The sequence below is a fragment of the Kitasatospora sp. NPDC024654 genome, from assembly GCF_055559155.1.
On sequence record NZ_JBVHLF010000040.1, the window covers coordinates 1 to 15,746 of the forward strand.

At 74.6% G+C, this 15,746-nt stretch carries 15 protein-coding genes; 6 read left to right on the plus strand and 9 right to left on the minus strand.

Annotation, left to right across the window (positions count from 1 at the left end):
• Window positions 1–169: 169 nt before the first annotated feature.
• Window positions 170–1,267 (plus strand): PLP-dependent cysteine synthase family protein, encoded by a 1,098-nt coding sequence (locus ACZ38L_RS22795; RefSeq protein WP_465696440.1) that lies wholly within the window; start codon window positions 170–172, stop codon window positions 1,265–1,267.
• Between the two features lie 25 nt (window positions 1,268–1,292).
• A complete protein-coding gene (locus tag ACZ38L_RS22800) occupies window positions 1,293–1,787 on the plus strand; it encodes a GNAT family N-acetyltransferase (protein WP_465696442.1) in 495 nt (164 codons plus the stop codon).
• Window positions 1,788–1,795: 8 nt separating this feature from the next.
• Here the strand turns inward: ACZ38L_RS22800 and ACZ38L_RS22805 are convergent, their stop codons facing one another.
• The 5 genes from ACZ38L_RS22805 to mscL all read right to left on the minus strand — a co-directional run bounded on the left by ACZ38L_RS22805 (window position 1,796) and on the right by mscL (window position 7,399).
• A complete protein-coding gene (locus ACZ38L_RS22805; RefSeq protein WP_465696444.1) occupies window positions 1,796–2,617 on the minus strand; it encodes a DeoR/GlpR family DNA-binding transcription regulator in 822 nt (273 codons plus the stop codon).
• Between the two features lie 86 nt (window positions 2,618–2,703).
• Complete coding sequence (locus ACZ38L_RS22810; protein ID WP_465696447.1) at window positions 2,704–5,094, minus strand: right-handed parallel beta-helix repeat-containing protein; 2,391 nt, start codon at window positions 5,092–5,094, stop codon at window positions 2,704–2,706.
• 90 nt (window positions 5,095–5,184) lie between these two features.
• The gene (locus ACZ38L_RS22815; protein WP_465696449.1) at window positions 5,185–6,048 is read right to left on the minus strand and encodes an MOSC domain-containing protein; all 864 of its coding nucleotides are present in this window, start codon (window positions 6,046–6,048) and stop codon (window positions 5,185–5,187) included.
• Between the two features lie 139 nt (window positions 6,049–6,187).
• Window positions 6,188–6,736 (minus strand): DUF6643 family protein, encoded by a 549-nt coding sequence (locus ACZ38L_RS22820; protein WP_465696453.1) that lies wholly within the window; start codon window positions 6,734–6,736, stop codon window positions 6,188–6,190.
• 219 nt (window positions 6,737–6,955) lie between these two features.
• Window positions 6,956–7,399 carry a large conductance mechanosensitive channel protein MscL gene (gene mscL, locus ACZ38L_RS22825; RefSeq protein WP_465696455.1) on the minus strand — a complete coding sequence of 148 codons (444 nt, stop codon included), beginning with the start codon at window positions 7,397–7,399 and terminating at the stop codon, window positions 6,956–6,958.
• 293 nt (window positions 7,400–7,692) lie between these two features.
• On the opposite strand from mscL, the gene ACZ38L_RS22830 reads away from it, so the two are divergent.
• The 3 genes from ACZ38L_RS22830 (at window position 7,693) to ACZ38L_RS22840 (ending at window position 10,532) form a co-directional block, all read left to right on the plus strand.
• Window positions 7,693–8,790 (plus strand): glycosyltransferase family 4 protein, encoded by a 1,098-nt coding sequence (locus tag ACZ38L_RS22830; protein WP_465696457.1) that lies wholly within the window; start codon window positions 7,693–7,695, stop codon window positions 8,788–8,790.
• 149 nt (window positions 8,791–8,939) lie between these two features.
• Window positions 8,940–9,773, plus strand: coding sequence for a slipin family protein (locus ACZ38L_RS22835; RefSeq protein ID WP_465696459.1), 834 nt, complete (start codon window positions 8,940–8,942; stop codon window positions 9,771–9,773).
• Window positions 9,774–9,848: 75 nt separating this feature from the next.
• The gene (locus tag ACZ38L_RS22840) at window positions 9,849–10,532 is read left to right on the plus strand and encodes a thiol:disulfide interchange protein DsbA/DsbL (protein ID WP_465696462.1); all 684 of its coding nucleotides are present in this window, start codon (window positions 9,849–9,851) and stop codon (window positions 10,530–10,532) included.
• A gap of 132 nt (window positions 10,533–10,664) precedes the next feature.
• Here the strand turns inward: ACZ38L_RS22840 and ACZ38L_RS22845 are convergent, their stop codons facing one another.
• Window positions 10,665–11,882: a glycosyltransferase gene (locus tag ACZ38L_RS22845; RefSeq protein WP_465696464.1), complete on the minus strand. Its 1,218-nt coding sequence runs from the start codon at window positions 11,880–11,882 to the stop codon at window positions 10,665–10,667.
• Window positions 11,883–11,999: 117 nt separating this feature from the next.
• On the opposite strand from ACZ38L_RS22845, the gene ACZ38L_RS22850 reads away from it, so the two are divergent.
• Entirely contained in the window at window positions 12,000–12,821 is an 822-nt protein-coding gene (locus tag ACZ38L_RS22850) for a glutamate racemase (RefSeq protein ID WP_465696466.1), read from the plus strand.
• On the opposite strand, the gene ACZ38L_RS22855 is transcribed toward ACZ38L_RS22850, so the two are convergent.
• The 3 genes from ACZ38L_RS22855 to ACZ38L_RS22865 all read right to left on the minus strand — a co-directional run bounded on the left by ACZ38L_RS22855 (window position 12,777) and on the right by ACZ38L_RS22865 (window position 15,606).
• Window positions 12,777–13,796 carry a polysaccharide deacetylase family protein gene (locus tag ACZ38L_RS22855; protein WP_465696470.1) on the minus strand — a complete coding sequence of 340 codons (1,020 nt, stop codon included), beginning with the start codon at window positions 13,794–13,796 and terminating at the stop codon, window positions 12,777–12,779. The two genes, ACZ38L_RS22850 and ACZ38L_RS22855, sit on opposite strands and share 45 nt — an antisense overlap.
• Window positions 13,797–14,045: 249 nt before the next feature.
• Window positions 14,046–14,975, minus strand: coding sequence for an NAD-dependent epimerase/dehydratase family protein (locus ACZ38L_RS22860; RefSeq protein ID WP_465696473.1), 930 nt, complete (start codon window positions 14,973–14,975; stop codon window positions 14,046–14,048).
• Window positions 14,976–15,099: 124 nt separating this feature from the next.
• Complete coding sequence (locus ACZ38L_RS22865) at window positions 15,100–15,606, minus strand: PTS-dependent dihydroxyacetone kinase phosphotransferase subunit DhaM (protein WP_465696476.1); 507 nt, start codon at window positions 15,604–15,606, stop codon at window positions 15,100–15,102.
• Between the last annotated feature and the right edge of the window lie 140 nt (window positions 15,607–15,746).

The window sequence follows — 15,746 nt, forward strand, 5'->3', positions numbered from 1 at the left end:
CCCCCCCCCCCCCCCCCCCCCCCCCCCCCCCCCCCCCCCCCCCCCCCCCCCCCCCCCCCCCCCCCCCCCCCCCCCCCCCCCCCCCCCCCCCCAGGCCCGCGCGGCGATAAGCGGAAGCTGGAGTTACGGAAATGGTTACTTATCGTAATCATTTGTTACCATCGGTTGCATGGAAACCGTGGATGTGGACCGTTCCGATGCCGACTACCGCGCCTGGCTGAAGGAGGCGGTGCGCAAGGTGCAGGCCGACGCCAACCGCTCGGCCGACACCCACCTGCTGCGCTTCCCGCTGCCCGCGGAGTGGGGGATCGACCTCTACCTCAAGGACGAGTCCACCCACCCGACCGGCAGCCTCAAGCACCGGCTGGCCCGCTCGCTCTTCCTCTACGGCCTCTGCAACGGCTGGATCCGTCCCGGCAAGCCGGTGATCGAGGCCTCCAGCGGTTCCACCGCGGTCTCCGAGGCCTACTTCGCCGCCCTGATCGGGATCCCGTTCGTCGCGGTGATGGCCAGGACCACCAGCCCGGCCAAGATCGACCTGATCGAGTTCCACGGCGGCAGCTGCCACCTGGTCGACGACCCGTCCGAGGTGTACGAGGTGTCCGCCCGGCTGGCCGTCGAGACCGGCGGGCACTACATGGACCAGTTCACCTACGCCGAGCGGGCCACCGACTGGCGGGGCAACAACAACATCGCCGAGTCGATCTTCCACCAGCTGCGCCTGGAGCCGCACCCCGAGCCGGCCTGGATCGTGGCCACCGCGGGCACCGGCGGCACCTCCGCCACCATCGCCCGCTACGTCCGCTACCAGCAGTACGACACCCGGATCTGTGTGGCCGACCCGGAGAACTCCTGCTTCTTCGAGGGCTGGGCGGCGAACGACGCGCACGCGACCTGCGAGCGCGGCTCGCGGATCGAGGGGATCGGCCGGCCCCGGATGGAGCCGAGCTTCGTGCCCGGGGCGATCGACCGGATGATGAAGGTCCCCGACGCCGCCTCGGTCGCCGCCGTGCGGGTGCTGGAGCGGGTGCTCGGCAAGAGGGCCGGTGCCTCGAGCGGCACCGGCCTGTGGAGCGCCCTGAAGATCGTCGGCCAGATGCGGGCCGCCGGCGAGCGGGGCAGCGTGGTCACCCTGATCTGCGATCCGGGCGACCGCTACCTGGACAAGTACTACTCCGACGCCTGGCTGGCCGGGCAGGGCCTGGACATCGCCCCCTACCAGCACGCGCTGGAGTCCTTCCTGGCCGGAAACCACTGGTCGGCGTAGTAGCCGCTGTGATAGTCACACCGTCATGAACGATCTACTGACCGAGCGTCTGATCCTGCACCCCCTCACCGCCGCCGAGGCGGAGCGCGTCGCCGCCGGCGTCGCCGGGCCCGGGGACAACTGGGCCCCCGACTACCCGGCCGAGGGCGAGCGGGTCGGCGCCGGGATGTTCCTCAAGGGCCGCGCCGCGGCGGGTGGTGACGTCCACCCGTTCGGCGGTTACGAGATCCGGCTGCGCGCCGACGGGCGGGCGATCGGCGGCCTGGGCTTCCACGGCGCCCCCGACGGGGACGGCGCGGTGGCGATCGGCTACGGGCTGGCCGAGTCGGCCCGCGGCCGCGGCTACGCCACCGAGGCCGTCCGCGGGATCGTCGCGGTGGCCGCCGACTGGGGCGTCAGGCGGCTGCTGGGCGACACCGACCATGACAACCTGCCCTCGCAGCGGGTGATGCTGGCGGCCGGCCTGGAGCTGATCCACGAGGACGCCGAGCTCAAGTACTACGCGATCACCCTCGCCTGAAGGTCCGCTCAGTCCGTCCGCTCGGCCGGCAGCGGGGCCAGCAGCAGCTCGCGGACGTACTCGCGGGCCGTCGCCGCGGCCTCCTCCGGGAGCGCGGCGTCGGTCACCCAGGTGTCCACCTCGGCCAGCTGGGCGAAGGTGGAGAGCCCGACCGTCCCCCACTTGGTGTGGTCGGCGACCACCACCACCCGGCGGGCGGAGGCCACGAAGTTCCGGTTGGTCTCCGCCTCCGCCAGGTTGGGGGTGGAGAGCCCGGCCTCGGGGGAGAGGCCGTGGGTGCCCAGGAAGAGCAGGTCGAAGTGGAGCGAGCGGATCGCCCGGTCCGCCACCGGACCGACCAGCGCGTCGGAGGGCGTCCGCACGCCCCCGGTGAGCACCACCGTGGTGCCGCCGCCGTCGCCCTGCCGCTGCGCCCGATCGAACACGTCGGCCACCCGGACCGAGTTGGTCACCACGGTCAACTGGCCGACCTCGGTGAGGTGTTGGGCCAGCGCGAAGGTGGTGGTGCCGCCCGAGAGGGCGATCGCGCTGCCGGGGGTGACCAGTGCCGCCGCGGTCCGGGCGATCTCCTCCTTGGCGATCAGCTCCAGTGAGGACTTCGCCTCGAAGCCGGGCTCATGGGTGCGGGCCTCCTCGATCGGCACCGCACCGCCGTGCACCTTCTCCACCGCGCCGATCCGGGCCAGTGCGTCCAGGTCGCGGCGGATCGTCATGTCCGAGACGTTCAGCCGGCGGGTCAGCTCGTTGACCCGCACACCGCCGCGCCGACGCACCTCGTCCAGGATCAGTGCCCGGCGTTGCTCGGCGAGCAGGTTGCTGTTGTCGGCCACGGACGCCGCCCCGCCTCTCAGTGCTCCAGCTGTCCTGCCCATCCTGCCACGCCGGGCCCGGTCGGCGACCGGGCGGTCTGATCAGCTCAGGAGTTCCGGGGCAGGGGCAGGTCGGCCGGGACCAGCAGCTGGAGTTCCTCGGTGGACGGGGTGGCCAGCTGCGCGACCCGCATCGCGTGCCGCTCCACCATGGTCTCGAAGACCTGCCGTGCGGTGCGCCCGTTGCCGAAGTTGGGCCCGCGGTCCAACGTCGCGAAGTGGTCGAGCAGCGCGGCGGCGGTGGCCTCGGCCAGCTGGTACTCGTGCTCCAGGCACTGGGTGCGGGTGATCTCCAGCAGCTCGGCGTCCGAGTAGTCGGGGAACGCGACGGTCCGCGAGAAGCGCGAGGAGACCCCCGGGTTGGCGGAGAGGAACCGCTCCATCTCCGCGGTGTAGCCGGCCACGATCACCACCACCTCGTCCCGGTGGTCCTCCATCAGCTTGACCAGGGTGTCGATCGCCTCCCGGCCGAAGTCCCGGGAGGCGTCCTCGGGCGCCAGCGCGTACGCCTCGTCGATGAAGAGCACCCCGCCGCGCGCCCGGTCGAAGGCGGCGGCGGTGCGGATCGCGGTGGAGCCGATGTGCTCGCCGACCAGGTCGACCCGGGCCACCTCGACCAGGTGGCCGCGCTGCAGCACCCCGAGCGAGGCGAGGATCTCGCCGTAGAGCCGGGCCACCGTGGTCTTGCCGGTGCCGGGGGAGCCGGTGAAGACCAGGTGGCGGCGGAGCGAGGGGGCCTTGAGCCCGGCCTGGCGGCGCCGCCGGCCGACCGAGATCAGGTCGATCAGGGTGCGTACCTCCTGCTTCACGGTGGCCAGGCCGGTCAACGCGTCCAGCTCGGCCAGTGCCTCGTCGGCCGGTCGGCAGTCCGGGATCGGCGCGATCAGCGGGGCCGCCGGTGCGGCGGCGGCCGTGGTCAACTGCGCGGTGCGCGGCGCCGGGAGCGCCTCGGCGAGTGGTGCGGGCGGGCCGACGTCGTCCGAGGTGCAGCCCGCCACCACCGGTCCCGGCTCGGAGAACTCGAAGCCGGCCCGGGCGTTCTGCTCGGCCCGGCAGCGGGTGAGCGCGCTACGGCAGCCGTCGATGATGTGGAAGCCGAAGCCCCGACCCTGGGTGACCCGGCAGTCCTCGAAGCTGCCCCGGCCCTGCGCCGAGACGTACACCGCCGCCTCGGCGCTGCCGCGCACCGTGCACTCGCGCAGCACCGGGTCGGCGCCCTTGGTGACGATCACCCCGGTGGCCACGTCGGCGATCTCGCAGTCGGTGAGCACCCCGCCGCTGCCGTGGTCGCGGAACCAGAACCCGGTGCCCGCCTCCTGCACCCGGCAGCGCGCCAGTTCCACCGAGGCGCCCGAGCTGACCGAGACCGCCGAGCTGCGGATCCGGCTGAACGAGGTGTCGGTGACGGTGGCCCGGGAGTCCCGGTCCAGCACGAAGAGGGCGTCCGGCAGGTCGTACAGCGAGCAGTCGGCCAGGTTGAGCCGGGCGCCGTCGCTGACCCAGATCGCCGGGTAGTCGCCGGTGCTGTCGGAGATCTCGCAGCCGGTGGCCTCCGCGGTGGTGCCCGGGTCCCAGACCGAGAGCGCGCCCCGGCCGAAGGCCCGCACGGTGGTCTGTTCCAGCCTCAGCAGCGAGCGTCCGCGCAGGTCGGCGGCGTTCTCCGGGAGTTCGTGCAGCCGGCAGCCGGTCAGCGTCAGCTCCGCCTCGGTGTCCAGGGTCAGGCCGTTGCCGGTGACCCGGTGGATCGCGCAGTCGGCCAGCCGGCCGGCCGCCTTGGCCTCGGCCTGCACCCCGCTGCCGCGGATCTCGTAGATCTCGCAGCCGGTCAGCTCGGCCAGGCTGCCGGCGTCGGTGAGCAGTACCCCGGCGCCGGCCGCGTGGTGCAGCCGGCAGCGGGCGAGCTTGGCGCCGGCCCCCTCCAGCACGGCCAGCCCGGCCTGCCCGGCGGCCGCCACCTCGCACTCCTCGAAGACCGCGGAGGCGCCCCCGCGCAGCCGCAGGCCCAGCCCGGACGGGTTGCTGACGGTGCAGGCGGTCACCAGGGCCTCGGCGCGGCCGTCCACCTCGATGCCCACCGCGGAGTGGGTGTCCACCCGGCAGCCGGTCAGCCGGGCGGCCACCTCCGGCCCGCTGACCAGGATCGCCGCGGTCGAGCTGTCGTAACCCTCGATCACCAGGTCGCGCACCGAGGCCGCGGCGGTGATGGTCAGCGCGATCCCGGACGGCGGGTCGATCCGGACCGTGCCCGGGCCCTCGGCGGGCAGCACGGTGACCGGCTTGTCGAGCACGACGTTCTCCCGGAACACCCCGGGGCGCACGGTGATGGTGTCGCCGGGCTCGGCGGCGGCGATCGCCTCGCGCAGCGTCTCGTACTCCCCGGCCCGGCGCCGCCAGCGCGAGCCGCTGTCCTGCGTGACCCGGACCCTGTGCTCACCCATGACGTTCCGTCGTCCCGCCTTTCCGCTGTTCACTGTGGGCCCACGGTAGCGTGTCCGGCCGGCCCGCCGGGCTCACCCCGGGACGGGGAGTCAGGCCGCCGGCAGCCGCTCGCCACGGGCCAGTACCGTCACCCGGTCGCCCAGCCGGACGGTGCCCAGCCGGTCCCCGGTCACCCCGCCGGGTCGCACCGGGATCAGATTGACGCCGAACGCGGCCTTGCGGTCGAACCGGTGGCGCGCGGCCAGCGCGCGCAGCGGCTGCGGGCCCTGCCGCAGGCCGGTCTCCTGGTCGGTGGTGGTGATCACGCAGCGGCCGCAGAGCTTGACGGCGCGGAACTCCAACTCGCCCACCAGCAGCCGACGCCAGCCGTCCTCCTCCCACGGCTCGGTGCCCTCGATCACCAGGTTGGGGCGGAACCGTTCCATCGGCAGCGTGGGGTAACCCTCCTCGGCCATCCAGGCGTTGAGCGCGGCCAGGGAGGCGGTGGTGGCGGCCAGCAACGGGAAGCCGTCGGCCATGCTGACGGTGTCGCCGGGCGCGCCGAAGGCCGCGGCGACCGGGCGGGCCAGCGGGTCGTCCAGGTGCAGCAGCCGGACCTCGCCGAGCCGTTCGGCGAACCAGAGTCGGGCCTTCTCCTCGGCCTCACTGGCGGCGAACCGGCTGCCGAAGACGTCACCCACGACGCGCGGCGCGCCGGTGGCGGGGGAAGGCACGGGCACGCGCAGCGGATCGCCGTCCGGCGAGGTGACCAGCAGCGAGCCGTCCTCGGCCAGTTCGGCGCGGTACTGCCCCATCGCGGGCAGCTCGCGCTGGGTCACCGCCTGGCCGTTCGGGCCGGCCAGCATCCAACGACGGTCACCGGCCAGACCCCAGGGCTCAACGGCCGCCTCGGACGGGCTCTGTCGGTACATCGACTTGACGGGGTATCGGTGCAGACCGGCGAGGAGAGGCATGGCCCCATCCTGCCAGGCCACCGGGGCTCACCCGGACCTGCGCGGATGCGCGCGGGCCGTTCGGGACACCGCCTCGCGGCGTCCCGAACGGCCCGTGGATGACCGAATCCCCCTCGGTCCGGCTGACCGGTCCTGATGGTCAGTAGGCCTGCCCCTGGTAGGCCTGCCCCGGCTGGCCGAACTGCCCCTGCGGGTAGGGCGGTTGGGCCGGCTGGCCCGGGTGCTGGAAGAACTGCTGCTGCGGTGGCACCGGCCGGACCGGGGCGACCGGCGCGGCGGGCCCGGGTCGGAAGTTGCCCGGCTGCTGCTCCCAGCCCTGCGGCGCGGCCGGCTGCGGGTAGCCGGGCGCCATCGGCGCGGCGGGCATGCGCTGCCCGGGCAGGTACGGCTGGCCGCCGTAGTTGGGGGTGGGCGGCTGCGGCGCCGGGTAGCTGGGGGCGGGGCTGCCGCCACCGGGGCCGAGGGCCAGCCGGGCCGGCGGCAGGGCCGGCAGCAGGCTGGTGGCCTCGAAGGCCGAGCCGTAGCCGGGACCCGCCTGCGGCGCGGCGGGGGGCAGCGCGGCAGGCACGTTGATCGGCGCGATCTGGGGGACTCCGCGCTCTGCGACCAAGCTGTCGTAGATGGGCGTGCCCGACGAGAAGGACGGAGGGTAGTAGCCGACTCCGTCGTAGGAGCGGGGCGAGGTCATGGGGCATACCGTAAGCCCAGATTGTTCCCCTGAGGAGACTGGGAGGGGTGGTAGTTCAAGTGTTTACACACTCTTCGCTCTCGCAAAGGGCCCGAATCAGGAGAACATCGGACATAGCGCCGTCGATTTCCGGTCATTCGAACACATAGGCGTACGACTGGAACACGCTGCGGCCATGTGTTCCAATAAGGGCCGGTCAGCCGGACGGTCAGCGGTCGATCAGCCGTGGTGCATCGTCTGAGCTGGGAATCCGGGTTGTCCCGCCACCTCCGAGGCGCAGAACGCGCAGCGCTTCGCAGCGGCCGGAATCCGGCTGAGGCACTCCGGGCAGTCGGTCTTGGCCGGCTCGGACGTCTTCGCCCGCTCCAGCCGGGCCTGCAGTCGGCTGACCGGGACCACCACCACGAAGTAGATCACCGTGCTGACCAGCACGAAGCTGATCAGCGCGTTGAGGAAGGCGCCGTACGGGAACCTGGTGCCCGCGACCGTGAAGGCGTGCTGGCTGACGTCGCCGACGATGCCGGTGGCGACCCCGACCAGTGGCGTCAGGAAGGCCGTGACGAACCCGGTGACGACGGCGGTGAAGGCCGCGCCGATGACGATACCGACCGCGAGGTCGACGACGTTTCCGCGCAGCAGGAAGCTGCGGAAGCCCTTGAACACGGCTTGACTCCGGGTGGATCGACGGGGAATCGAGGGGGGAACGCCTCGTCCCCTCGCCCGGCCATCCTGGCCATGCCGGGGGAGCGCGGTCCAGCCGGTGTCACCCGCTCTGGCTAATCCTGACCGTTCGCCAGAAACCGTGGGTCTGCACTGGTTTCGTCCTGCCGTCTTGCCGGCCCTGTCGGTCTCCCTGTCGGTCTCGCCGTCGGTCTCGTCGGTCTCGCCGTCCTCGGCGGCTGCGGAGTCTGCCGAAAGCGCCACCGACCGTCCCGGCCTGTGTCAGGGTTCGGTACATGACAGAGCCCGACCCGGAGTCAGTTCCCCGCGTCCTGCACGTCATGGCCGACCCCCGCCCGTACGGCCCGCAGCGGCTCGCCCGCGACCTCCACGCCGAGCTGCGCCGGCGTGGACGCCCGTCCGAGCTGTGCGCCCTCACCCCGGACGCCCTTGCCGCGGCCGGGCGCGCTGTCCTCGGGCCCACCCGCCACCACCCCGCCGCGCTGCGCGCCCTGCGCGCCGCCGCGCGCCGAGCGGACGTGGTGGTCGCGCACGGCGCCGGCGCACTACCCGCGTGTGCCGTCGCCGTGTTCGGCACCGGCCGCCCGTACGTCAGCGCCGGCCTCGAGACGCCGCGGCGGTGGACGGCGGGCCGGGGCAGCCGGTTGCGCACCGGGCTGCTGCTGCGCCGGGCGGGTGCGGTGACCGCGCCCGCCGAGGGGGCCCGGGCGGTGCTGCTGGAGCGCTTCCGGCTGGCCCCGGACCAAGTGGTCACCCTCCCCGACGCCCGGGCCGCCGACCGCTATCCGCCCGCCGTGAACGCCGCCGACCAGCGGGCCGCCCGAGCCTCGCTCGGCCTGCCGCGGGACGGGCCGGTGGTCGCCTGGGTGGGCGCGCTGGACGCCGAGAGACGTCCCGACCTGGCCGTGCGGGTGGCCGCCGGGGTGCCCGGCGTGCACCTCGCGCTGGCCGGCAGCGGGCCGCTCGCCGTGCCGGCCGCCCCCGGAGTCACCTTGCTCGGTGAACTGCCCGACCCCGCCACGCTCTACCGCGCCGCCGACGCGCTGCTGCTCACCAGTGCGCCCGGTGCCGGCGCGGGGCTGCCCGGCGTGCTGATCGAGGCGGCGCTGGCCGGCCTGCCGTGCGCGGCCACCGACGTCGGCTGGGTCCGCGAGGTGGTCCGTCCCGGGACCACCGGCGGGCTCGCCCCGCACGACGACCCGGCGGCGCTCAGCGCGGCGCTCGGCAGCGTCCTCGCCGGCGCCGGCGCGCTCGGTCCGCGCGCTCGGGCGCACGCGCTGGCGCGGTTCGAGCTGGCCGTCGTCACCGACGCCTGGGAGCTGCTGCTGGCCGCGGTCGCGGCCGGCTGCCGCCCGGGCCGCGCCATCAGCTGATCCGGTCTCCGCTCCGGCGTCAGAACCGTTGTCCTGACGGTGTCGCGGGAGCTCCGGAGGGCGCATACTGGCCCGCACGGCATGCGTCCGCACGACAGGACCCGTGGGGGCCCGGCTCGGCGCACCGCTGAGGGGTCGGGTCGAGGCACATGGGGCTGGGAATCGGCATCGCGGTCGTGCTGCTGTTCTGGTTGGTGACCGGGGTGCGCGTGGTCCAACAGTACGAGCGTGGAGTGGTGTTCCGGCTCGGCCGGGTCCGTGGACGGGTCAAGGAGCCCGGGCTGACCCTGCTGGTCCCGTTGGTGGACCGGATGCGCAAGGTCAACGTCCAGGTCATCACCATGCCGGTGCCGGCCCAGGAGGGCATCACCCGGGACAACGTGTCGGTCCGGGTGGACGCGGTGGTCTACTTCCGGGTGACCGAGCCGATCCGGGCCACCGTCGAGGTGCAGGACTACACCTTCGCGATGTCGCAGGTGGCGCAGACCTCGCTGCGCTCGGTCATCGGCAAGAGCGAGCTGGACGACCTGCTCTCCGGGCGGGAGAACCTGCACCGCGGGCTGGAGCTGATGCTGGAGAGCCCGGCCGAGGGGTGGGGTGTCCAGATCGACCGGGTGGAGATCAAGGACGTCGCGCTGCCGGACTCGATGAAGCGCTCGATGGCTCGCCAGGCCGAGGCCGACCGCGAGCGGCGGGCCCGGATCATCACCGCCGACGGCGAGTTCCAGGCCGCCGCCAAGCTGGCCGAGGCGGCGCTGCAGATGGAGCAGACGCCCTCCGCGATGCAGCTGCGGCTGCTGCAGACCGTGGTGGAGGTGGCGGCCGAGAAGAACTCCACGCTGGTCCTGCCCTTCCCGGTCGAGCTCCTGCGGTTCTTCGACGCCGCAGCCTCCTCCGACTCTCCCACCTCCTCCGCCTCTCCCACTTCCTCCAACTCCTCCGCCCCTCCCGCCTCGTCCCTCACCGCCCACCGTCCGGAGTAGCCGGTGGTCCCCCGATCGGGCGACCCGGTCGAGGTCAACCACCATGCTGATCACGCGAACTGACACCGTGTCCGCATGCAAACCGTCTCCCGCACCGCTGTCCTGCTGCTCGCCACCGCCCTCACGCTCGGCCCGGCGGTCCCCACGGCCGCCGCGGCGGCGCAACACTCCACCGGTTCCGCCCCGGTGGTGGCCCGCGAGGGCGAGCAGTACATCAGCCTGAAGCACCCGCAGCCGGTTCACGACACGTCCGTCCGCGAGGTGGTCGAGATCTTCTGGTACGGCTGCCGGCACTCCGCGCAGCTGGAGCAGCCGTTGGAGGCCTGGGCCGCCCGGCAGCCGCACGACGTGGTGCTCCGGCGGATCCCCGCGGTCTGGCCCGGCGCCTCCGACCAGACCGTCGAGCGCGGGCACGCCCGGTTGTTCTACACCCTCGACCGGCTGGGCGAGGTGGACCGGCTGCAGAGCGCGGTCTTCCGCGCGGTCCGCGACGACGGCCTCGACCTCACCACCGAGGACCCGGCGGCCGGTTGGGCGGCCGAGCACGGCATCGACGAGCAGCGCTTCCGGTCCGCCTACGAGTCCCCCGAGGTCCGCGACGAGACCGACCACGCCCCGGACGAGATGACCCGCTACGAGGTCACCGAACTCCCGACCGCGGTGGTGCAGGGCCGCTACCAGACCTCGGTGACCCGCGCCGGCGGCGTCACCGGCATCCCCGCGATCCTCGACCAGCTCCTCCAGAAGACCGGCCACTGACCCCGCACCCTCCCGCCTCCGCCCCTCGCCACCTGCGGCGAGGGGCGGCACCTTGCCCGCCGGACTCTTGCGCGACACCCCCGTTGCCCGCCCGCTCCTCCGCTCGGGTGACCTTGCGCGGGGCGGGGCCGCTCAGTAGGTGCGGCCCTTCCAGGCGGCCCCTTGGCCGCGCCAGTGTTGGACGGCCGAGTCGACGGTCATCAGGAGGTACAGCAGGGCGGTGAAGGGGAGCAGTAGTGCCACGGCGGGCGGGCGGTCGTAGTAGCGCAGCATCGGCAGGTACGTGCCGGCCTGCACGGCCCAGGCGGCCAGGCCGGTGGCGGCGAGTGGCGAGAAGCCGGTCAGCAGGCCGGTCAGTGCCGCGGCCGGGGGGACCAGGTAGACCACGGTCAAGCCGAGCACGGTGCCGAGCAGGAGCAGGGGGGAGTGCCGCAGTTGGGCGTAGGCGCTGCGGGAGACCATGCGCCAGAGCGGGGCGAGGCCCGGGTAGGGGCGCACGCTGGTCACCCGTAGCTCCGCCGGCCGCTCGGCCAGGCCGAGCCAGGTGCGCCCGCCGCTCCGCTTGACCGCGCGGGCGAGGGACACGTCGTCGATGACCGCGCCCCGGATCGCGGCGATCCCGCCGGCTCGCTCCAGCGCGCGCCGGCGTACCAGGGTGCAGCCGCCGGCGGCCGCAGCCGTCCGCGCGCCGGGGCGGTTGCTCCAGCGGAACGGGTAGAGCTGGGCGAAGAAGTAGACGAAGGCGGGCACGATCAGCCGCTCCCAGCCGGTCTCGGTGCGCAGCCGGGCCATCTGCGAGACCAGGTCCAGCCGGTCGGTCTCGGCGGCGGCCACCAGAGCGGCCAGGGTGTCGGGGCCGTGCGTGATGTCCGCGTCGGTGAGCAGCAGCAGCTCCACCTCACCGGCGAGTTCGACGCCGTGCCGCACCGCCCAGAGCTTGCCGGTCCAGCCGGGGGGCAGGGGCGGCGGGGTGGTGATGGTGAGCGGTAGGCCGCCCGGCGCCCCGGGGAAGCCGGGGCCAGGGGCGGCGGCCACGGGGGTGGCGGCCACCGCGCCGGCCAGCGCCCGCGCCGCCGCCGCGGTGCCGTCGGTGCTGTGGTCGTCGACCAGGATCACCCGGGCCCGGCCGGGGTAGCGCTGGGCCAGCAGTCCCGGCAGGCTCTGCGGCAGCAGCGCGGCCTCGTCCCGGGCGGGCACCACCACCGCGACGTCCGGCCAGCGGTCCGGAGCGCGTCGCCCGGGCGGCAGCCGGACGTCGGTGCGCCAGAAGAGGCCCTGGCAGCAGGCCAACCAGAGCCAGCTCAGCAGCGACAACAGCGACAGCGAGCTCAACCACCACAGCAGCGTCACCCCCGCAGTCTGCCCCAGCGGCCACCCCCGGGGTGCGAGGACGCCCGGAACGGGAGGAGGAGGACGGAGCGGCGCGAACCGGTGCCCTCCCGCGCGCATCGACTAAGGTCGTTCCCTGTGAAGATCGCACTGATGGACTCCGGAATCGGCCTGCTCGCGGCGGCCGCTGCCCTGTGGGCCCTGCGGCCCGACGCCGACCTCGTGATCTCCAACGACCCCGAGGGGATGCCCTGGGGCCCGCGCACCCCTGCTGACCTCACCGAACGGGCGCTCGCGTGCGCCCGGGCGGCGGCCGCGCACCGGCCGGACGCCCTCGTGGTGGCCTGCAACACCGCCTCGGTGCACGCGCTGGCCGCGCTGCGGGCGGAGCTCGAGCCCGAGCTGCCGGTGATCGGTACCGTGCCGGCCATCAAGCCCGCCGCGGCGGCCGGCGGGCCGGTGGCGATCTGGGCCACCCCGGCGACCACCGGCAGCGCCTACCAGCGTGGGCTGATCCGGGCCTTCGCGGACGGCACCGAGGTGACCGAGGTGCCCTGCCCGGGCCTGGCCGACGCGGTCGAGCGGGCGGACGAGGCGGCCATCGACGCCGCGATCGCCGCGGCGGCGGCCCGGACCCCGGCCGGCCTGGCCCACGTCGTCCTCGGCTGCACCCACTACGAGCTGGTCGAGGACCGGATCCGCGCCGCGCTCGCCCCGACCGCCGCCCCCGACCTGGTGCTGTACGGCTCGGCGCACGCGGTCGCCGCGCAGGCGTTGCGCCGCGTCCCCGGGGACGGGACCGCCGCCGGGGACGAGGACGGGAAGAGGGGCGGCGGTGAGCTGATCGTCCTGGAGAACGGCCGGCTCGGCACCTTGCCACCCGCCGCCGCCCACTACCCGCAGGGCCGGTTGCTGCTAGCAGCGGCCACCGCCCCGACGCCGGTGCACGGCGGCGTGTAGCCCCGACAGCACGGTGTCGAGGTGCACCGGCCCGCCGGTCGCGTCGACCGGTACCCGGCTGACCCGCAGTTCCTCCTCCGGCAGCCGCCGCCCGAGCCGCTGGTCGGTCACGAAGCCCGTCCGGTAGCCGAGTTCGCGCAGCACCGGAACGGTCCGCGGGTCGAACCCGCCGCCCGGGTGGGCGAAGGCCGTCGGCGCGCTGCCCAGCCAGTCGGTCAACGCCCGGTGCGCCGAGACGATCTCGGTGCGCACGGTGTCGTCGTCACACTGCCCCAGCTCCGGTTCGCCCAGGCTCTGGCTGCCGATGGCCACCTGCCCGGCCGCCAGCTCCCGCAGGTCCTCCGGGGTCAGCCGCTCGCGCCGGGGCGGCCGGGCGTGCGCGCTCACCCGCAGTTCGTGCAGGCTGCGCCGGCGGTCCGGGTCGGGCAGCGCGGCCAACTGGGCGAGCTGGTGCTCCGCACCGTCGGCGGTCAGGGTCCGGGCCCGGCCGCCGTGCGCCGTGAGGAAGGCCGCCTCCTGCCGCCATGGCAGCCGGTCGGTGCCGATCAGCTCGGTCACCACGAAGGCCACCGCGGGCAGTCCGCGGGTCCGCAGCGCGGGCAGCGCGTGTTGCAGCACCTCGCGGTCGGCGTCGTCGAAGGTGATCAGCACGCTGCGCGGCGGCAGCGGACGCCGCTCCGCGAGGGCTTGTTCCAGCGCCCACAGCGAGATCGGCACGGCGGTGCGGCAGAGCCGGTCCAGCTGGGCGCCGAACCGCCACCGGTCGGGCACCCGCCGGTAGGCGAGCACGGGCAGCCGCCGGGCCGCCCGGGCCCGGAGGATCGGCTGGGCGGGGGAGTAGCGCAGCCACTGGACCAGCCGGTCGGCCGTTGCCGGCCGGTCCGGGGTGGTGGATCGGGACGCGGACGGCCAGGGCTCGGCGTACGGCGCGGTCCTCAGGTCCGGCAGGTCCGGCGTGGTGTCCGGTCGCGGCACAGTGCCCCCCAGGCGTGGCCGGGGGGTGGCCCCGGCGTCAGTTGGTGCAATGTAGTCAGGACTCGTATGGCCGGTGGATGGTTGTACCGCGCGGCCGGCGAAAGTCGCCTCCAGCGCGCGGCGGGCCGGAGTCCCCTCTGACAGCTTCCGTCACGAACCCGGGGCCGGCAGGTCCCTTCACAAACCCCGGGCAGGAGCGCCACAGACCTCCGGGGAACGACCCGGATCCGACACCGCGGGCCGGTCCGCCTACCGACCCCGGAACCAGGCGGCCGTCCGCGCCAGCCCTTCGGCCAGCGGCACCGGGACGACCCGCGGGAACAGCGCACGCAGCCGGGTGGCGTCAGCCTGCGAGTCCCGGACGTCGCCGGGCCGTGGCGCGGCGTGGACCACGGCCGGCGGCCGCCCGAGCACCGTGCCGAGCTGGGCGATCAGCTCCAGCAGGGTGGTCCTGGTCCCGAACGCGAGGTTGACCGGGTCCGGGTGCGCCACCCGGCGCAGCACCGCCTCGGTCAGTACCTCGGTCACCGTGCCGACGTAGGTGAAGTCCCGGCTCTGCCTGCCGTCGCCGTGCACCGTCAGCGGCCGCCCGGCCAGCGCGGCGTCCAGGAAGGCCGGCACCACCGCCGCGTAGGCGTGGTCGGCCGACTGCAGCGGCCCGAAGACGTTGAAGAACCGCAGCGGCAGCACGTCCAGCCCGTAGCAGTGGTGGTGGGCCGCCAGGTACGACTCGGCGGCGAGCTTGCCGACCGCGTACGGACTCATCGGCGCGGGCCGCATGGTCTCCCGCTTGGGCAGCTCACGGTTGGCGCCGTAGACCGAGGACGACGAGGCCGCCGCGACGTACGGCCCGCCGGCCCGCCGGGCCGCCTCCAGCACCTGCAGGGTGCCGGTGGCGTTGGCGTGGTGGCTGGCCAGCGGATCGGCCACCGAGCGCGGCACGGACGGGAGGGCGGCCAGGTGGACCAGCGCGTCGGCGCCGGCGAAGGCCTCGTCCAGCAGCTCGGGGTCGAGCACCGACCCCTCGTACAGCGTCACGGCGAGTCCGGCCAGGTTGCTCTTGTGGCCGGTGCTGAAGTCGTCCACCACCCGGACCTCGGTGACCTGCCGGCGAGCGAGCAGCTCGGCCACCAGGTTGGCCCCGATGAACCCGGCTCCGCCGGTGACGACCACACGCATGCGTGCCCTCCTGGATCCCGCCCGGAAGCCCGACCCGGCACCGACGGCGGTCGCCCGCCGACGACCGATGCCGATCGTAGCGGCTCGGACACGTTCCGTGGACCCGTTCGGCCGGGTGCGCCCGTCAGACCTTGCGCTGGCGGTAGGTCTCCTCGGCGGCGTCCAGCACGGCGGCCAGGTCGCCGCCGGCCGAGGCGGTCTCCACGGCGGCCACCGCCCCCTCCACGAACGGCGCGTCGGCGAACCGGACCGGGAACGGCAGCCCGTGCTCGTCCGCCGCCGCGAGCAGCGCCTGCACCACGTGCACGGCGGCCGGCAGGTCGGCCAGCACGGCCACCCCGTGCCCCTGGTCCACCCGACGGGCGGCGGCGGCGATCAGCAGCGCGCTGCTGCCGAGCCCGTCGCCCGGGTGGCCGCCGGTGGCGGCGACCGGGGCCGGGTCGCCGGTCTGCGCCATCGCCCGGGCCAGGTCGGCGACGTCCTGCGCCAGGTCCCGACTGTGCGACACCAGCACCACGCCGACCCGGCCCAGCGCGGCGGACCGCACCGGCGACTGGCTCGGCACCCGCGCCACCGAGGGCGCCTCCCGGATCGGGATGACCTCGGCCTCGGTGCTGTCCCGCTGGCCCATCGACTGCTCCCCGCTCTCCTCGGTCGAACCGGCCGCCCGGCCGGCGTTGCCCCGCGCTCGCTGCGCTGCCCACTCTCGCAAACTCGCCCGGCCCCGTCCCGTGCGCACGCCGGGCGGCCGGCACATATGCGGTTCGGGGC